We start from the raw sequence: 18,825 nt of genomic DNA on the forward strand, positions 1-18,825 counted from the left end.
CTGTAACTAACCGATTTCACAAAATAAAAGCTATGCTACTTATTAATTTTATTCAATAAATGTAATAAGGTCTGTTGCTCTTGCTCATCAAGGGCTTCAAGGCACTTCTCATTAACCCACTGCGCTTCATGAATTAAATCTTGCTCTAATGCTTTACCTGCATCGGTTAAAAAAATTTGAAAAGCACGGCGGTTATCAGACTCTTGATGACGGGTAATGTAGCCTTGTACCTGAAGTTGGTCGAGCAAGCGTGTCATGGTGTAATTAGCGACATCACAAAGCTTGGATAGCTCTGTTTGACTGATGCCCTCTTCTTGCCATAAGGAAAATAAAACCGGCCAGAGTTTAACGTCTAGTTCATAGCGTTTAAGGCGTTCATCAAGCTCGTTTTGAAGCGTGATGTTGAGATGAGATACTTGATAATAAAGACTTTCGTAACGTTTCATAACGCGCTCCTACATGCTCATCAAATCTTAGCTACTGGTCAGTAGACGAATCAAGCTAAGAATACGACTGTTGAGTTGTACTTTAGATTACTATCATATAAGCAGGTTTTCACTTAATACTGACTGTTAATACTGGCACTGATTCTAAAAAACGATTCTAAGAAAACGATTCTAAGATAACGAATCTAAGACATAGTACGTATAAGACCGTTATTTTAGTCAGTCTGTTACAAACTGATTAATATATCGGTAGTAACACGCACGCCCTAAACCAGCTATAACCCCTCTTTCAATTTGAATTTCAATGGCATCTTCCAATAAATTCACAGCTGAAGTATTAGCTATAGCATGTTCAGTACCAATACTGCTAATGAATGTTAATCCATCTTGGTTGTCACCGTTATTGGAAAAGCCCTTAGTAAAATCATAGTCAACAAGCACTATAGCGTGCCTTTTAACTTGGACTTTCACTTTTTCAACTGGGGTAATTAAAAAGTATTCACCGTCGATATAATTGAGCACACTGGCAAACAACTTGGCAAATTTAGCAGGCAACGGACTGTTTAGATAAAACCATTCACCCTCACCCTTAATCTCGAACATAGGCTCTTCACTACATAGGTCGACACCTTTGTTTTCGGAGTCCTTAGTAGGAAGTTGCCCTAGTTGCTTGGTAATATTAACCGGCTCAGCCATGGGATTTATTCGCTTGAACTATCAATTGCAACAGGGCCTCAATTGGGTGTTTAGGTTTAAATCCTGCAAAGCGTTTCACTTGGCTTCTACATGAATAGCCTGATACCAATACTTGGGTTTTGTCATCAATACCATCTAGTGTTGGCTGCCATGACATAGCAAATAATTTGGTTGAACGAGCAAGGTTATCTTGTTCATGGCCGTAGGTACCTGCCATTCCGCAGCAGCCCACATTGATCACATCAAACTCTGCGCCAAAATGACTAAACACATTCTTCCATTCTGCTGGGGTTGCAGGTTTTGCAGTTGATTCAGTGCAGTGACTAAACCAACTATACTTTTGCTCAGTTTTAGCAAGTTGAGGGACAGTCTTAATCGCATCGGTTAGCCATTCATTAGCTAGCAAAACTTCAAAATTACCGCGCTTATCCCCTAACACTTCTTGGTATTCATCGCGATAGCATAAGACTAACGCAGGATCTAAGCCCACCATCGGCATACTTAAAGCATGAACCTGATTTAAGAAATCTGCACTAGATTGAGCTGTTTTGGCAAACTTGTCTAAAAACCCTTTAATGTGAGTAGGTTTACCGTTCGGTTTAAACGGTAGTAACACAGGTTTAAGACCCATTTCTTTAATTAATTGAATAAAGCGATACACAAGCTCAGCATCATAAAAACTATTAAACGGATCTTGTACCACTAATACGTAATTTGCTCGTTCAGATACAGGAATACCTTGTAATGCTTCTAAATCATAACCACGGCTTTCGTGGCCATCTAGGCGCTGCTTTAGGGTTGGTACAGACAATGCTGGTGCATCGACATATCCAATAGACTTTTTAATTACCCATTGGCTTAGCTTATTTTGTGATGCTAGATTTGTCACTTTGGGCATTGCTGCCATCATAGGTAACATGTCTTCGATACCCGCAACCAAATAGTCCTTTGCTGGGCGCATATAACGTTTGTAATAGATATTAAAGAACTGCGCTCTAAACTTGGGAACATCTACTTTAACAGGGCACTGACCCGAACAAGCTTTACATGCCAAACAGCCTTTTAGCGACTCCATCACTTCATGGGAATAATCATAGTCACGTGTGCTGTTAATCGTGTTTTGGGCCCGCTGCATAATACTTAATGGTTTAGACTTTGCTAGAGCATCAACATCGACCCCTTCAGCTTCCAATAAACGTAGCCATTCACGCATTAAACCACTACGACCTTTGGGTGAATGAATACGATCGCCCGTCGCTTTAAATGACGGACACATAAACGAATAACTGCTGTAGTTAAAACATAGCCCGTTACCATTACAGTTCATCACATCAGGAAAAGCATCACGTACTTGAACTGGAATTTGTCGGTCGAACTTGCCGCGTTTAACGCTATCAACATTAAACATCATTGGGCCACTGTCTTTTGGCGACACTAATTTACCTGGATTTAGGCGATTATCTGGATCGAATAAACCTTTCACCACCTCAAGTTCACTATAAAGCTCATCACCAAATACTGCAGGGCCGTATTCACCTCGCACGCCTTTTCCGTGCTCGCCCCACATTAAGCCGCCATATTTAAGCGTTAACTCAGCGACTTGATCAGAAATAACCTTTAATAATTTTTCATCTGCTTCATCACACATATCCAGCGCAGGTCGCACATGTAGAACTCCTGCGTCAACATGGCCAAACATGCCATATTGAAGTTGATGGCTATCGAGTAAGTCGCGAAACTCCATAATGAAGTCTGCTAAATTTTCAGGCGGCACGGCTGTATCTTCAGCAAAGGCTAACGGTTTACGGCGCCCTTTGGTGGCGCCTAATAAACCCACCGCTTTTTTGCGCATAGCGTAGATCTTATTAATACTTGGCTTATCTGATGTGAGCTGATAACCCACTACGCCAGCTTCTTCATTGGCAAGTTGACTCGCTAGCACCGCTTCAAGTTTACTAATGCGCTGTTTAACGTCTTCTTCGTCACCTGCAAACTCAACCATATTAAGCCCTTCAATGACTTTATTAGGCACAGCTTCAATGAGATGTGAAACTGAATGCCAAATAATATCTTCACGGGCAAGGTTTAGCACCTTTGAGTCTATGGTTTCAACTACTGTGGCACTGGCGGCCACCAGCGATGGAGCATGACGTAATGCAGATTCGAACGAGTCATATTTAATATTCAACATCATCCGCGTATTCGGTAGCGGGGTGATATTCAGTTTAGCCTCGGTTAAAACGGCTAATGTGCCTTCTGAGCCAGCTAAAATCCGTGACAAATCAAATTGAGTTAATTCATCGTTCCATACATGTCGAAGGTCATAGCCTGTTAAAAATCGGTTTAATGCAGGAAACTGTTTAACGATTAACTCACGTTTATCATGACAACGATTAGCAATTTGGTTAATGATATTTTGCGCAAAAGGATGTTCATCAGCTTGCTCATTCCCTAACGCTAAACCTGAGTCCATTGGAGATGTAGATAGCACACTACCGTCAACCAACACACTAGTTAATCCCAAAACATGATCTGAGGTTTTACCGTACACGAGCGAGCCAGCACCTGAGGCATCGGTATTAATCATGCCGCCCACTGTTGCGCGGTTTGAAGTTGATAAATCTGGGCTAAAAAAGAATCCATGGGGACGAAGAGCATCATTTAACGCATCTTTAACCACACCTGCTTGTACTTTTACCCAGCCTTCTTCAGCGTTAACTTCTAGCACTTGATTCATGTGCCTAGAGACATCGAGGATTAACCCATGAGTTAACGATTGACCATTGGTTCCGGTTCCGCCGCCACGAGCACTAAAAGTCACTTGCTTGTACTGAGGGTCTGATGCCAGAGTTAATACTAGCTCGACGTCAGTTTGATTAAACGGGTAAATAACCGCTTGGGGCAGGAATTGATAAACAGAGTTATCAGTAGCTTGGATCAGCCGCGCGCTATAGCGCTTGTCAATTTCACCAGCAAACGATGACGCTTCAAGCGCATCTAGAAAGCTTAAATAAATAGGTTCTAAAGTTTGATGGTGAGATAGCAACGGCAGCATATTCGACTTCTGTTTATAGTAATTTTGTGATCATTATAAACAAAAAAACAGCCGCTAAGTAGTTGAGTTAAAAAATTTCATTAGAAACATTCATCACTATAACAATTCAATAATTAATAAAATTATTACACGTAAACCTCTGTTTCAGAATACAAATATAATTTATAAAAATTTATGAATATTGCCATTAGTTACTTATGTAAGATTCATATTTCTTGATTATGATGATTAACCCTCTTATTCAAATCTAATACAGGTTAAATAGTGCAGATTATTCATCACTATTACGGCTCATCCATATACCCACAGTTTGAAAACCATTACAATGCGGCGCTTTTTAATAAATACTCCAACTAAGACTCGGATATACACCCCATGAAACTCAGTAAAAGGTTGCAGCAATTAGATGATATGGTCTTATCTGGATACGATCATATTTGGGATTGTTGTTGCGATCATGGTTTTCTAGGCGGGGCTTTATTATCGCGCCAAGCAGCGCCTAATGTGCACTTTGTTGATATTGTTGCTGAGTTAATGAATGAACTGGAACAAAAGTTAAACCGACTTCATTCAAGCTCAAAGCTTAATTCTGCTGTTCAATCCAACTGGTTTACTCACTGTATAGACGTAGCAAAACTTCCTTTAGATCAATATTGTGGTAAGCATTTAATTATCATTGCGGGTGTTGGCGGTGATTTAATGAATCAGTTTATCAATAGTATTCAAAAGCAGTACTCTGACTTAAATATCGATTTTTTACTTTGCCCTGTTCATCATCAATACAGCTTAAGGCAGAATCTTATTTCGTTAGATTTTAGCTTAAAGCAAGAATGTTTAATTGAAGACAACAAACGTTTTTATGAAATTCTGTTAGTTGCTAATTATTCAAGTTCAGCTTATAAGGCTGACTCGAAAAACACTAAGCAACATAAGACTTCAAAAGCTATATCTGAAGTCGGAGAGCAAATTTGGTTGAATAAGAGTGAAGCTGAAAAAAGTGTGTCTTGGCGTTACCTCAACAAAACACTAAACCATTACCAACGTATACAGGTTGGACGTAAACAAGAGGTGCAGCACATCATTAATGCTTATAAAGCAATTGATATGCCTCAAACGTTTGAGCAGTAATTTACTTATGGGCTATAACGTCCCATCGACGTTCGACTAAAACAGTCTTACTTGTGACTTTCTTAGCCGAGGCCTTCTTAGTCGGGACTTGTGCGATGTTTTGTTGCTCAATCAATTGAGTTAATTCAGCAAAAACTCCAATTTCATATGCCCTATAAGCTTGTTCACTCGACCAATAAGTCAATACTAGATAATTATTAGAATCTTTTTCTCGCTGCCAAACATCACCACCAATAAACCCTGGTTGTTTTTGCAGCGAGTTGTTGGCCATTCTATGCATCAAGGGCGCAAGGCAGAGACTTTGTGGTGTAGTCATTCTACATAAAAAGTCGATAACGCAGTAAACCCAAAGGTTTCGACTAAAAGCCTTTTACTCTTTGTTGGATGTATCTTTGTGAATAAAAGCTGCTTAGATGACTAGACATCAACTCATCCGCCTCAATTAAAACGCTTTTATTTCGAACAAAACTTAACCAGCAAAGATCAACAGGCCCTAGCTGCTATAAAAGTAACAAAATAGAGTAAAAAAAAGTCCCAATAACTAAAAAAGCACAAATTAGGCTCAATTTAAAGGCAAAAAAAAGCCGCATTTAAGCGGCTTTTTCAAGCTAACTAAGTTAGCTTAACTTAAACAGCAATTAAGCATGTTCTTCAGCTAGGTATAACCAAGTGTCGATTACTGTATCAGGGTTAAGTGATACGGTATCAATGCCTTGTTCTACTAACCATTGTGCAAAGTCAGCGTGGTCAGATGGGCCTTGGCCACAAATACCTACGTATGCGCCTTTCGCTTTCGCAGCTTTAATCGCTAAAGATAATAATGCTTTAACAGCGTCATTACGCTCATCGAATAAATGGCTGATGATGCCAGAGTCACGGTCAAGACCTAAGGTTAACTGAGTTAAATCGTTAGAGCCGATAGAGAAACCATCAAAGTGCTCTAAGAACTGGTCAGCTAATAATGCATTCGAAGGTAGTTCACACATCATGATGACGCGTAAACCATCTTTACCTCGCTCTAAGCCCTGCTCTTTTAGTAACTCAATAACTTGAGCTGCTTCATCAACAGTACGTACAAATGGGATCATGATTTCAACGTTCTTCAGACCCATGTCGTTACGAACACGTTTTATCGCTTCACACTCTAATGCGAAACAATCGCGGAATGATTCAGAGATATAACGGCTAGCACCACGGAAGCCCAGCATTGGGTTCTCTTCTTCTGGCTCGTAACGGTCACCACCAACAAGGTTAGCGTATTCGTTAGACTTAAAGTCTGACATACGTACGATAACTTTTTTCGGGTAGAACGCACTACCGATTGTCGCAATACCTTCAACAAGACGAGCAACATAGTATTCAACTGGAGAATCATAACCTGCAATCATCTCGTTGATTTCTTGTTGTAACTCAGCTGGCTGAGAGCTGAACTCAAGCAATGCTTTAGGGTGAATACCAATCATGCGGTTGATGATGAACTCAAGACGCGCAAGACCAACACCTTCATTTGGAAGGCGAGCAAAATCAAATGCACGATCAGGGTTACCCACGTTCATCATGATTTTCATTGGTAGTTCAGGTAGGGAGTCAACACGGTTTGTGATGACTTCAAATTCTTGTTTACCGTCGTAGATGAAACCAGTATCACCTTCAGCACATGAAACAGTCACTAGTTGACCATTTTCAATACGGTCAGTGACATCGCCACAACCTACAACTGCAGGAACACCTAGCTCACGAGCGATAATCGCAGCGTGACAAGTACGGCCACCACGGTTAGTTACAATCGCGCTTGCACGCTTCATGATTGGTTCCCAATCTGGATCAGTCATGTCAGTAACCAGTACATCACCTGGCTCGATTTGATCCATATCTTCGATTGATGCAAGCACTTTAGCTACACCGGTACCGATTTTATGACCAATGGCACGGCCTTCACATACAACATCACCCTTAGTTTGTAAGTGGTAACGTTCGATTAGCTGTACATCTTCACGGCTACGAACAGTTTCAGGACGTGCTTGAACGATATAAAGCTTACCGTCGTTGCCATCTTTAGCCCATTCGATGTCCATTGGACGACCATAATGCTTTTCAATGATGCAAGCTTGCTTAGCAAGTTCCATCACTTCTTCATCATTAATCGAGAAAACACTGCGCTGTTCAGCTGGGATATCTTCAATCTTCACTTGCTTACCATGTGAAGCATCGTCAGAGTAAACCATCTGAATCAACTTACTGCCGATATTACGGCGCACAACAGCTTGATGCCCTTGCGCTAAAATTGGTTTGTGCACGTAGAATTCATCAGGGTTAACAGCACCTTGTACTACCATTTCACCTAAACCGAATGATGAAGTGATAAAGACAACGTCGTTGTTACCTGATTCAGTGTCCATGGTAAACATAACACCTGATGATGCTTTATCTGAACGTACCATACGTTGTACGCCAGCAGATAATGCGACACCTTGATGTTCGTAACCTTGGTGAACACGGTAAGAAATTGCACGGTCGTTAAACAGCGATGCATACACGTGCTTAATAGCAAGTAGTACAGCATCAAAGCCTTTAACGTTTAGGAAAGTTTCTTGTTGACCTGCAAAAGATGCATCTGGCATATCTTCAGCTGTTGCTGACGAACGCACTGCAAATGATGCTTCTTGAGTCTCACTAGAAAGTTGCTCGTAAGCTTCGCGAATCGCGTCTTCTAGTTCTGGTTGAAATGGGGTATCAATAACCCACTGTCTGATCTGTGCACCAACTTTCGCTAATTCATTAACGTTATCAACATCCAGTGTTGCAAGAATATCGAAAATTTTCTGGTTAACACCACTTTGCTCTAGAAACTCATTAAACGCATGAGAAGTTGTAGCAAATCCGCCTGGAACTTGAACGCCTGCGTTTGCTAGGTTACTGATCATTTCACCAAGTGACGCATTCTTGCCGCCAACCTTGTTAACATCACCCATGCCTAGTTCTTGATACCAGAGTATGTATTGCTGCACAGTTATCTCTCCACAAGTTTATTTCAATGGCCCCTTCACACGAGGGCAGCGGCATTCTACACTCCCACACAAGTGACGTAAATCTATAATTTTATTTGTAATTTTATTACTACAAGAGGTCATAATGGCACCAAAAGTATTCTATATCTCAGACGGGACTGCGATCACAGCAGAAGTATTCGGACATGCTGTACTGTCTCAATTTCCAGTTGAATTTGAGGCACTTACAGTTCCGTTTGTAGAAACAACTCAAAAAGCTGAGAAAGTTAAGCAGCAAATTAATGATTGTTTTATTACAACAGGCGAAAGACCAATACTTTTCCATTCAATCGTAAAACCTGAAATTCGTGACATCATTTATTCAAGCGAAGGCTTGGATTATGATTTTTTGAACACTTTCGTTAGCCCGTTAGAAAAACAATTGGGTATAGAAGCGAAGCCGGTAATGAATCGCACCCATGGTAAAAGTAACTTGGGCTATGACTCTCGGATAGAAGCGATCAATTACACAATGGAGAACGATGATGGTCAAACCATGAAACATATGGATAAAGCCGACATCATTTTATTGGGGGTTTCTCGTTGTGGTAAAACGCCTTCAAGCTTGTACTTGTCGATGCAATTTGGCATTAAAGCAGCCAATTATCCGTTCGTAGAAGATGATATGGATAACTTGAAACTACCAGAAGCGTTAAAACGTAATAAATCTAAATTATTCGGTTTAACCATTGACCCTAATCGTCTCCATGAAATCCGTCAGGGGCGAATGGAAAACAGCCGTTATTCATCTTTAAGACAGTGCCGTATTGAAGTGAAAGAAGTCGAAATGATGTATAAGAAAGAGCGCATCCCTTTCGTTAATACCACTTTCCATTCAGTAGAAGAAATTTCAGCTAAGATTCTTGATATCACAGGCCTAAAACGTCACATGTTTTAAGCTAAAACATCAAGTTACAGCTGTGTGAATCAAACTTGTAATAAGTCGAAAATGTTAATAATCCAACATTTTCGGCTAACTTATGTCATTTTAGCCGCTTTTGTTCCCAAACTTAGTCGATTTCGACGTGTCTAACGCTAGCATATTAGTTATAATCCCGAGCAATATGATGTTAATTCATCGCAAACATGCTCGGTAAAGTGAATGACAATTAAAACAGACGAACTACGCACCTCCCTTTTATGTAAGGTAATTTCACCTGCGCAACTCGCATCTGAATATCCATTAACCCAAGATGCAGCTGATTATTTAGTAGAGCAGCGTCGTGAAGTTGAAGCTATTATTGCAGGCGAAGATCAACGTTTACTCGTTATCATTGGCCCATGCTCAATTCATGATACTGAAGCCGCACTAGAATATGCTCAGCGCCTGGCAAAATTACACCATGAGCTTAAAGAAGACTTATGTATTGTGATGCGTGTTTATTTCGAAAAACCACGCACTATTGTGGGTTGGAAAGGATTAATTTCTGATCCAGATTTAGACGGCAGCTTTAGCCCTAATAAAGGCTTAAGAATGGCTCGCCATCTACTACAACAGATCACAGAATTGAAACTACCGATCGCCACTGAATTTTTAGACATGGTTAACGGTCAATATATTGCTGACTTAATCACTTGGGGCGCGATTGGCGCTCGTACCACTGAAAGCCAAATTCACCGCGAAATGGCCTCTGCACTTTCTTGTCCTGTAGGATTTAAGAATGGTACCGATGGCAACATCAATATCGCAGTAGATGCAGTGCGTGCAGCGCAAGTGCCACACATTTTCTACTCACCAGATAAAGATGGCGCAATGGCGGTATACCGTACCCACGGTAACCCATATGGCCACATCATTCTGCGCGGTGGTAAAAAACCTAACTACTCTGCTGAAGATGTTGAATCAGTTCGTTCGCAGCTTGAAGCTGTCGGTGTCACTCAACGTATTGTAGTTGATTTCAGCCATGGTAATAGCGAGAAGAAACATAAGAATCAGTTAAACGTTGCTGATAGCATTATGGCGCAAATGCGCAGTGGCAGTACTGCTGTAGCAGGTATTATGGCTGAAAGCTTTATGATTGAAGGCAATCAAAAAGTCGTTGAAGGACAACCTTTAACTTATGGTCAAAGTATTACTGATGCTTGCCTACATTGGCAAGATTCAGAGAAGTTATTACGCGAATTAGCTCAAGCTTCAAAAGAGCGTAAAGCACTACTTGCCAAGTAAGCGTTTAATGACCAAAGATAATTCAAAAACTTCAAAAAGCCAATCATGTTAATGATTGGCTTTTTTGTTTTATTGCAGCTGAATAACTCGGTTTAATCGTCGTTAAGCCGGGATAAAACCTGCGTCTTCTTCCTCTAAGGATTGTAACGATAATCGCTCAAACAAATGATCAATTTTGATAAAGCTCTCAACCAAGTTAGGGTCAAAGTGTTTACCTTTACCCTCAAGTATCAATGTAACCGCTTTATCATGACTGAAAGGCTGCTTGTAACAGCGCGGTGAAGTCAGTGCATCGTACACATCTACCAACGCGACAATACGTGCAGCAAGCGGTATATCTTCACCTGATAATCCTTTGGGATAACCAGTTCCATCCCATTTCTCATGATGTCCACCAGCAATATCACGCCCCATTTTTATAAAATTACAATCAGGCGCGTATTCAGTAAGGCTATCGAGTACTGACGAGCCTATCACTGGGTGAGCTTTAATATTCTCAAACTCCTCTGGAGTTAGTTTTCCAGGTTTCAACAAAATGGCATCTGCAATACCCACTTTCCCGATATCGTGTAACACCGATGACAAGGTAATCTCTTCAATAAATGCTGGCGTAAGCTCCTCTGGCGCATCCAGTTCCGTTAACCTTTGCTTCGCTAATAAGCCAGCATAGCGCTGCATTCTTAATAGATGCGCACCCGTTTCGTTGTCCCGATATTCAGCCAATTTAGCTAACCCTATGACTGTCGCACGCCTCGAGGTTAATGTGCTGTCTAAAGAGTGGGATAATTTACCGATTAAAAAAGAAGTTGAAACTGTGACTATGGCATTGGTGGCTAGAAAATTAATGACAACAACGGTCCAAATTATCAGGCTATAACCTTCAATATTTGGCCAAATATGAAATTGAAAATGATAGGCTACACCTAATAAAACCAAAGATATGGCATTTAAAAATTGCGCTACATTGCTCGCTTTTTTACCCAGTAAAATACAAGTCAGAGGCGGAAACATAAATAGCCAAAAAAAACCTGCACCACTTGGGCCGATTGCCACTAAAAAACCAACACCGATACTAAAAGCTAATAAACAGCCTATTTTATAACGATTTGAATCAGTTATTTTTTTATCAAAAATAATAAATAATAGAATCGCATAAACTAGCGTATCGAAAACAGCCATAGCCAGTAAATCAGCTTGAATGCAAAGGTAAACACTAGTGACATAAACAGGAATACAAATTATCGCTAACATGCCAAAGATACGGGCGAAGAGAACTCTACGCCAATAAACTAGCGAATCTCCTATTGTAACTTGGTCGATAAATATCCTATCTACGAATGACATAACTCTTCCTTGAATTGCCTTATTTGCTCTAATAACTTTCTTAAGTATTGGCTTAATTATTGTTGAGATTAGTTATTACGCAACAAAACTCACACAACTTCCTCAGTAATACGAAATGAGTAAATTAAATTGTTATCAAGATGAGTTAACGTTAGTATTTGATAATATAACGGATAAGAATAGCTATATTTTTCAAAAGGATTTGTCATGAGTATTAAGACTTACAAGCTAAGCAGATTAAGTATTTTAATAGGCTGCTTAGTGCTTCCACTGCAGTTATCAGCAACACCATCAGAGTTCAAACAAGCATACAAAGCTTATAATGAGGCTTTTGAATCTGGTAATACCGAGCAAGCAGCAAAATCAGCCAAACAAGCATATGACTTAGGCAAAGTCATTTACGGCGAGACTAGCATTGATACAGCGAACCTTGGTTTTAACTTGGCTATTTCACTCGCAAATAATTATCAATTTGATGAGGCAGATCCCTATTTTGCCGACACCCTGGATTTATACAAAATCCATTTCGGTGAAGATAGCGTCCAACTTGTAGACCCTTTACTCACCTATGCTGATAAAACCAAAAATTTAAAGCTGGCTAAAAGTTTACTCTCTGACGCTAGATCAATTGCCGATGATAGTGACCAACCAATACTTTACGCCCACACGCTATCTGCAAGCTATTCCAAACTTGTTCAAACTAAATACGACAAGAAGCAAGTTCGTAAATATATTTTGCAAGCCAAAGACATTTATGGTGAATTACTGCCTGCCGACTCTACCGTCTTAGTAAACTCAAGATTTGAAAGTTCAGCTGTTTATTTGGCAAATAAAAAATATGACAAAGCTGAAGAAGAGTTACTAGAAGTGATCAATCAATACCAAGCACTGGATTATACACACCCATATGAACTGGCAGCTCATGCCCGTTTAGTCGCCATGTATAGTGAAAGAGAACAATCAGATCTTGCGACTCAACACTGCTTAGCAATTGGAAGCATGAAGCCTTGGAGTCAAGAGCAGCAACAAACACCTATTTACCGCGTAAATCCCGAATTCCCGCAATCGAAAGCCAGACATCGCACTGAGGGCATGGTGCAGCTTACCTTTACGGTTGATGAACAAGGTTTTGTAATCAATCCAGAAATAGTAAAATCTAAAGGCGGTAAAGCTTTTGAAACTGAAAGTATCAAAGTGCTGAAAGAATGGCGCTATGCCCCCAAGTTTGTTGATGGTAAACCAGTTAAAGCAAAATCAAGAGTCCAATTAGATTATACATTTGGTTAATTTAAACTACCGATTAAAGGAGGCTATGAGCCTCCTTTTTTTATTTAAATATTAGTACTAAATCCTCCTAACTCTTGTATACAACCCCACTTCAACCCGTCTACAAAACAATCAATCCTGCTCAAAAGTTGACGAGCACGTCAACTTACCGTTATGGTCTTTAGCTCAAGCTTGTTACAAACCGGTTAATATTGAATTCATTTCTAAATGGTTTAATCATCAATTGGGCAATAATATTCAAAATAATAGCCAATTAAAGGAGCGCCTCTTGAACAATTCAAACAAATCCAGTGCCGCTATTTTGGGTGTGTTATTACTTGTTGGTTTATCAGTGATGGGATTTTTACTGAAACAAGCGATTATTGAATACAAGTTATTGGATAGAAGTGTCACTGTTAAAGGGCTTGCTCAAAACGAATACCCAGCTGATGTCGTTATCTGGCCAATTCAATTTACTGCGGCGAGCAACAATCTAGAAGACCTATATAAGCAAATTGATTCTCAAACAGTATTAATCAATCAATTTCTAGACAGTAATGAAATCACAGCAGATGAAGTCACACAATCAGCACCTACTATTACCGATAAATTAGCCCAGCAATACGGTGGCAACCAAACGGTAGAATACCGCTACACTGCCTTACAGAATGTTACTGTGTACTCAACTGATATTGAAAAAGTACGAAGTGCAATGCCGAAGTTAACTCAACTAGGTAAAAAAGGTATCGTTTTTTCGCAAAACAATTACGACGCACGAATTGAATATATTTTCACACGTTTAAATGAAGTTAAACCACAAATGATAGAAGAGTCGACCCGCAATGCACGCATAGTGGCCGACAAATTTGCCAAAGACTCTGATAGCCAACTAGGGAAAATTAAACGCGCAAGTCAGGGGCAATTTAGCATCAGCAATCGCGATAAAAATAATCCACATATCAAACGCGTTAGAGTGGTATCAACGATTGAATACTACCTTGCTGATTAAGTTAACCCTAACCATAGGAGGACAATATGGACAGTGACTATAAAAAACAATTAAACCGAAGATACTTTACTGGGCTATTGATGACATTTGGCCTGATCACCATTTTAGCTATTTTGATGTTTAGCAGTGGATTAATTGCTGCAGAGGTAAAAACGACAAAAACTCAATCAGAACAGTTAGCAAACGTTAAAACAAAAACAATATTCCTTGTACGACATGCTGAAAAAGAATCCGGCAGTGACCCTCTCCTAACTATTGAAGGTCAATCTCGCGCGCAAAACTTAGCGAATTTGCTTCAATCAGTGCCTTTAGATGCTATTTACAGTACAGACTATCATCGCACTCAAGATACCGCTAAGCCGACAGCATCGCTTAAATCATTAGCAATAACTAGCTATGACCCGCGCAAATTATCTGACTTTGCATCTTTGATAAAAACCAATCAGCACCAGCGTATACTCATTGTCGGCCATAGTAATACTACCCCTGAACTGGTCAGATTATTAGGTGGTATTGCTGGAGATGAAATTGTGGAGGCTACTGAGTTTAATCGATTATATATTCTGACTGTTGATAACCAGGAGCAACAAACCAGCTCAGTTTTATTAAGGTACTAGTTATTAAAATACTGGTTATAAAAATACTTGTTATAAAAAATTAAAGCACACTTAATTTTATCCTAATTGATTTTCAACACACCCTACCCCTGATGTTAATCTGCATCTAAATTTAGTCTTTACTCGAAACCTCAACGACCAGCTATTTCTTTCGGAGTGCTCATGCTTAAATGTGACTTACACGATTACATCGAAATATTATGTCTTTACCGATATCACGTAGAGCTAAGCATGAAAGATAGCTCCATTATCGATGGAGTATTTTTTGACACTGGATTTAGCTTTGAAAAGCTTGCTTCAACAAATAAACCAGCAGAGAAAGTAGAGGTAATTAAAGGTCAATTAAGTCAGACTCAACAGCCTATCATCGTCGAAATCCGCAATATAAAACACATTAAGGTACTTACTGAAAATGCAAAGTTTACCTATTTAACCTTACGTGATGATTAGAGCTTGTTAATCTTGGCTGGTTGAATTTTTAACCTCGCCTTCGGCCAACGTATGTTGTTAATTTCTAATTTGTTATCGGCTTAATATGTAAAATATCGACACCACAAATCCTCTACCTTGTCTAAATGAACCATAACTCGCGACGATACATGATTTAAAGATCAACACCCCCTAAATTAGTGACTGTTGAGTTTCACTACCTATTTCGTGGCGTTATCCGTATAATTCGCCATCCAGCTAGAAGTACTAAAAATAAAATTAGGTAGTTGAATGCCCTTTACTAGTAACGTATCACCAGAAAATAATCCGACATTACCAAAAGAAATTAGCGACAGAATTGAACAATCTGAAGCAAAAGTCATTAAAGCGATATTTCCGTCAAATACCAATCATCACAACACCTTATTTGGTGGCGATGCTTTAGCATGGATGGATGAAACAGCATTTATCGCAGCAACTCGCTTTTGCCGTAAGGCCTTAGTCACCGTCAGCTCTGATAGAATTGACTTTAAAAAAGCTATTCCAGCAGGAAGTCTTGCAGAGCTTGTAGCCCGCGTGATTCATGTTGGTAATACTTCTTTAAAAGTAGAAGTAAATATTTTTGTAGAAGACATGTACCAAGACTTACGCGAACATGCCATAAGGGGTGTTTTCACATTCGTGGCGGTAGACGAACAAAGAAATCCTACCCCTGTTTGGCCTGTAAACACTTAAGCTTAGGCTGTTAGTTTTCATTTTAAACAGCAAATGACACCAAATAAAATCAAACCTTACTAAGTGCAAACATTGCTGGAAAGCGTAACGCTTTCCAGTTTTAAGCCTATTGTTCATAAAAGCAACCAATTAAAGCTCCGCTTGGATTTCAGCAAGCATTTAATTGTTTTAGCTTTTGCTCCGAAAGCGCACCAACATTAGACCAAAGTCTGAGCCACAATATTATTTAACTGTTTTCGTTATACTCTTGCACTTTAGCGTGGATCGATAACCAAGTTATCTGTTACATTAAAATTACCTTCACGTGCAACCAAGACAACTAAAAAGCCATGAAGCTACAAAATTTAAATATTATTATTGCAGACGACCATCCCTTATTTAGAAATGCATTGAGACAAGCATTAAATAATGCTTTTCAAGGTACTAATTGGTTTGAAGCTGACAGTGCTGAAGCACTGCAAACAATTCTTGATGAAAAAGCGACGGATCTAGACTTAATTTTACTTGATCTTCAAATGCCAGGTTCTCATGGCTATTCAACATTGATCCATCTTCGAGGCCACTACCCTGATATACCTGTAGTGGTTATTTCAGCCCACGAAGATATTCAAACTATAAGTCGCGCTATTCATTACGGGAGCTCAGGGTTTATTCCCAAATCAGCTTCAATGGATACCCTTAAGCAAGCCCTTGATGCTGTATTGTACGGCGATATTTGGTTACCAGAAGGAACCGAGATCCTCGAAGTTGATGACGATCCAACAAGTCAGATGGCAAATAAGCTGTCAGACTTAACACCGCAGCAATATCGTGTTTTACAAATGTTTGCTGAAGGTTTGCTCAACAAGCAAATTGCCTATGATTTTGGTGTCTCTGAAGCAACAATTAAAGCCCATGCAACGGCAATATTTCGTAAGCTTGGAGTCAGAAACCGTACTCAGGCTGTTATCGCGTTACAACAACTTGAAATGGAAAAGGTAGACCTATCTTAAGTCATGTTTCACAATTGCCGTTTTCACAAGCCTGTGAAAATAATAAAGGACCAATACTTGTTGAGCTAAAACGTATTTTTGCCAATAGCCAACAAGTATTAGAAATAGGCAGTGGCACTGGACAACATAGCGTCCACTTTGCTGAACACCTTCCACATGTTACTTGGCAAGCAAGCGATCAAAACAGTTATCTAACTCACTTAAATGCCCGTATTGAGCTTGTAGGTAGTCCTAACCTATTACCTGCATTTGGACTTGATGTGACCCTAGATTGGCCAACTCAGATGATATCGCCTGTGCTTGATAGCATTTTCACAGCCAATACATTACACATAATGAGTAAACCAATGGTAGAAGCCTTTTTTAAAGGTATCGGTCAATCTCTTATTAAGACTTCTCAAGTCGCAATTTATGGCCCTTTTAATTATCAAGGTAAGTTCAGCAGTGATAGTAATGCATCATTTGATCAGTGGTTAAAACAAAACAACCCTGAAAGTGGTATTCGAGATATCGAATGGATCACTACTCTCGCAAAACAACAAGGGTTAATACTGCAAGCTGATATCGAAATGCCGGCCAATAATCGTTTGTTGCACTTTTGCCGTAATTAGCAAACTGAGTGTAATCCAGCTAAGTTCATTGAGCTGAACCTAATCTAATCAGTTTATGTTATTTATCAAACACTCAAACCGTAATTACAAAGAGTAAATCTCTTAAAATATCATTGAAAAATTTGTAAGCTATTAACTTATTTAATCTATGCAAATATACATAAGGAAAACGCATTATGGGTTCGGTTACCACTAAAAAACACCCAAACGGTTTAGATTATGTCGAAGTAAATACTGATTTATGCCAAGCCAGTATTTTTCTTCAAGGCGCGCAAATTGATTATTTTAAACCAGCAGATAAGTCACCATTATTGTGGGTATCTGATGCTGATGATTACCAACCAGGTAATGGCATTCGTGGCGGGATCCCGGTTTGTTGGCCATGGTTTGGCGCAAGCGCAGTTGAAGGTTTCCCTCAACATGGATTTGCAAGAACTAGCATCTGGTCTCTCGCCTCAGTAAAAATGCGTAATCAATTAGTGGATTTAATTTTTACACTTAAGATCACTGAAGATAATAAACAATTTTGGGCTCACGACACTGAAGTTAGTGTCTTGTTTACCCTTGGTGAAACCCTATCGGTGAGCATCGTTAACAAAAATAACTGTGATTACCCTGTAAACCTCACTCAAGCTTTACATACCTATTTCCCAATTGAAGACATACACCAATTAAAAGCCACGGGGTTTTCTGGTGCAAAATATATCGAATTTGGTAAAGGGCCTTATCAGCAAGATAGCGATGAGGTCAGTTTTAACAGAGAAACCGACCGGGTTTATACTGATTTAGGTGCAACGCAACTATTGCATACCCCCAATGGCATCATAGAAGTCAGCCGCGAAAACAGTCAATCTGCGGTTTTATGGAATCCATGGATTGACAAGTCACAACGTTTATCCCGCTTTGAAGACAATGACTATCTCACCATGGTGTGCCATGAAGCGGCTAATGTACTGGAAGATGAAGTACAACTAGCGCCAGGTGAAAGCCACACTTTGACCACACACATACGCTGGCGCTAATAGCGATAATGACGTGGCTAGAACTTTAGAATAAAGCTGTGAGTCTAGTTCTGTTAGAGTAAAGTTGTGAGCTAATTCTATGAGAATAAAGACGTGAGACTAATTCTCTGAAAAAAAGCCGCGTATAAAACCATATGTGCTTATGACTGAAATCTTAAGCACATATCTAATTAAACTGATTAGATTAAATGTAAAAGAGCCACCGCAGCTTAGCTATGCTATCCTTCCTTAAACTCAACAAATCAATATCTTAAAAGACGA

General features: G+C 39.6%; 17 protein-coding genes. 11 read left to right on the forward strand and 6 right to left on the reverse strand.

Annotated elements, in window-relative coordinates; translation table 11 throughout:
- Positions 1-35 precede the first annotated feature (35 nt).
- The 3 genes from FNZ24_RS05840 to FNZ24_RS05850 all read right to left on the reverse strand — a co-directional run bounded on the left by FNZ24_RS05840 (position 36) and on the right by FNZ24_RS05850 (position 4,197).
- Positions 36-446, reverse strand: coding sequence for a MarR family winged helix-turn-helix transcriptional regulator (locus tag FNZ24_RS05840; RefSeq protein WP_153913526.1), 411 nt, complete (start codon positions 444-446; stop codon positions 36-38).
- A gap of 219 nt (positions 447-665) precedes the next feature.
- Positions 666-1,142 (reverse strand): DUF1285 domain-containing protein, encoded by a 477-nt coding sequence (locus tag FNZ24_RS05845; RefSeq protein WP_153913527.1) that lies wholly within the window; start codon positions 1,140-1,142, stop codon positions 666-668.
- The gene (locus FNZ24_RS05850) at positions 1,135-4,197 is read right to left on the reverse strand and encodes an FAD-binding and (Fe-S)-binding domain-containing protein (RefSeq protein WP_153913528.1); all 3,063 of its coding nucleotides are present in this window, start codon (positions 4,195-4,197) and stop codon (positions 1,135-1,137) included. The genes FNZ24_RS05845 and FNZ24_RS05850 overlap by 8 nt, the downstream gene beginning before the upstream one ends.
- Positions 4,198-4,572: 375 nt before the next feature.
- Between FNZ24_RS05850 and FNZ24_RS05855 the strand changes: the two genes are divergently transcribed.
- Complete coding sequence (locus FNZ24_RS05855) at positions 4,573-5,325, forward strand: tRNA (adenine(22)-N(1))-methyltransferase (protein ID WP_153913529.1); 753 nt, start codon at positions 4,573-4,575, stop codon at positions 5,323-5,325.
- A gap of 1 nt (position 5,326) precedes the next feature.
- Here the strand turns inward: FNZ24_RS05855 and FNZ24_RS05860 are convergent, their stop codons facing one another.
- Both FNZ24_RS05860 and ppsA read right to left on the reverse strand, forming a co-directional pair.
- Complete coding sequence (locus FNZ24_RS05860; RefSeq protein ID WP_194945004.1) at positions 5,327-5,596, reverse strand: antibiotic biosynthesis monooxygenase family protein; 270 nt, start codon at positions 5,594-5,596, stop codon at positions 5,327-5,329.
- 367 nt (positions 5,597-5,963) lie between these two features.
- Positions 5,964-8,333: a phosphoenolpyruvate synthase gene (ppsA, locus tag FNZ24_RS05865; protein WP_153913531.1), complete on the reverse strand. Its 2,370-nt coding sequence runs from the start codon at positions 8,331-8,333 to the stop codon at positions 5,964-5,966.
- A 124-nt stretch (positions 8,334-8,457) separates the two neighbouring features.
- On the opposite strand from ppsA, the gene FNZ24_RS05870 reads away from it, so the two are divergent.
- Both FNZ24_RS05870 and FNZ24_RS05875 read left to right on the forward strand, forming a co-directional pair.
- Positions 8,458-9,270 carry a pyruvate, water dikinase regulatory protein gene (locus FNZ24_RS05870; RefSeq protein ID WP_153913532.1) on the forward strand — a complete coding sequence of 271 codons (813 nt, stop codon included), beginning with the start codon at positions 8,458-8,460 and terminating at the stop codon, positions 9,268-9,270.
- Between the two features lie 204 nt (positions 9,271-9,474).
- Entirely contained in the window at positions 9,475-10,539 is a 1,065-nt protein-coding gene (locus FNZ24_RS05875; RefSeq protein WP_153913533.1) for a 3-deoxy-7-phosphoheptulonate synthase, read from the forward strand.
- 102 nt (positions 10,540-10,641) lie between these two features.
- Here FNZ24_RS05875 and FNZ24_RS05880 read toward each other — a convergent pair whose 3' ends face one another.
- Positions 10,642-11,883: an HD-GYP domain-containing protein gene (locus FNZ24_RS05880; RefSeq protein ID WP_153913534.1), complete on the reverse strand. Its 1,242-nt coding sequence runs from the start codon at positions 11,881-11,883 to the stop codon at positions 10,642-10,644.
- 207 nt (positions 11,884-12,090) lie between these two features.
- On the opposite strand from FNZ24_RS05880, the gene FNZ24_RS05885 reads away from it, so the two are divergent.
- The 8 genes from FNZ24_RS05885 to FNZ24_RS05920 all read left to right on the forward strand — a co-directional run bounded on the left by FNZ24_RS05885 (position 12,091) and on the right by FNZ24_RS05920 (position 18,564).
- A complete protein-coding gene (locus tag FNZ24_RS05885; protein WP_153913535.1) occupies positions 12,091-13,170 on the forward strand; it encodes a TonB family protein in 1,080 nt (359 codons plus the stop codon).
- Positions 13,171-13,438: 268 nt separating this feature from the next.
- A complete protein-coding gene (locus tag FNZ24_RS05890; protein WP_153913536.1) occupies positions 13,439-14,158 on the forward strand; it encodes an SIMPL domain-containing protein in 720 nt (239 codons plus the stop codon).
- 26 nt (positions 14,159-14,184) lie between these two features.
- Positions 14,185-14,775 (forward strand): SixA phosphatase family protein, encoded by a 591-nt coding sequence (locus FNZ24_RS05895; RefSeq protein ID WP_153913537.1) that lies wholly within the window; start codon positions 14,185-14,187, stop codon positions 14,773-14,775.
- A 162-nt stretch (positions 14,776-14,937) separates the two neighbouring features.
- Positions 14,938-15,225 carry a Rho-binding antiterminator gene (locus tag FNZ24_RS05900; protein WP_153913538.1) on the forward strand — a complete coding sequence of 96 codons (288 nt, stop codon included), beginning with the start codon at positions 14,938-14,940 and terminating at the stop codon, positions 15,223-15,225.
- 270 nt (positions 15,226-15,495) lie between these two features.
- The gene (locus FNZ24_RS05905; RefSeq protein WP_194945005.1) at positions 15,496-15,939 is read left to right on the forward strand and encodes an acyl-CoA thioesterase; all 444 of its coding nucleotides are present in this window, start codon (positions 15,496-15,498) and stop codon (positions 15,937-15,939) included.
- A gap of 329 nt (positions 15,940-16,268) precedes the next feature.
- Positions 16,269-16,931 carry a response regulator transcription factor gene (locus tag FNZ24_RS05910; protein WP_153913539.1) on the forward strand — a complete coding sequence of 221 codons (663 nt, stop codon included), beginning with the start codon at positions 16,269-16,271 and terminating at the stop codon, positions 16,929-16,931.
- Between the two features lie 14 nt (positions 16,932-16,945).
- Positions 16,946-17,542 (forward strand): DUF938 domain-containing protein, encoded by a 597-nt coding sequence (locus tag FNZ24_RS05915; RefSeq protein WP_228768394.1) that lies wholly within the window; start codon positions 16,946-16,948, stop codon positions 17,540-17,542.
- Positions 17,543-17,718: 176 nt separating this feature from the next.
- Positions 17,719-18,564: a D-hexose-6-phosphate mutarotase gene (locus tag FNZ24_RS05920; RefSeq protein WP_153913541.1), complete on the forward strand. Its 846-nt coding sequence runs from the start codon at positions 17,719-17,721 to the stop codon at positions 18,562-18,564.
- Positions 18,565-18,825: the final 261 nt, after the last annotated feature.

The sequence above is a fragment of the Shewanella sp. TC10 genome (assembly GCF_009663145.1).
GTDB lineage: Bacteria > Pseudomonadota > Gammaproteobacteria > Enterobacterales > Shewanellaceae > Shewanella.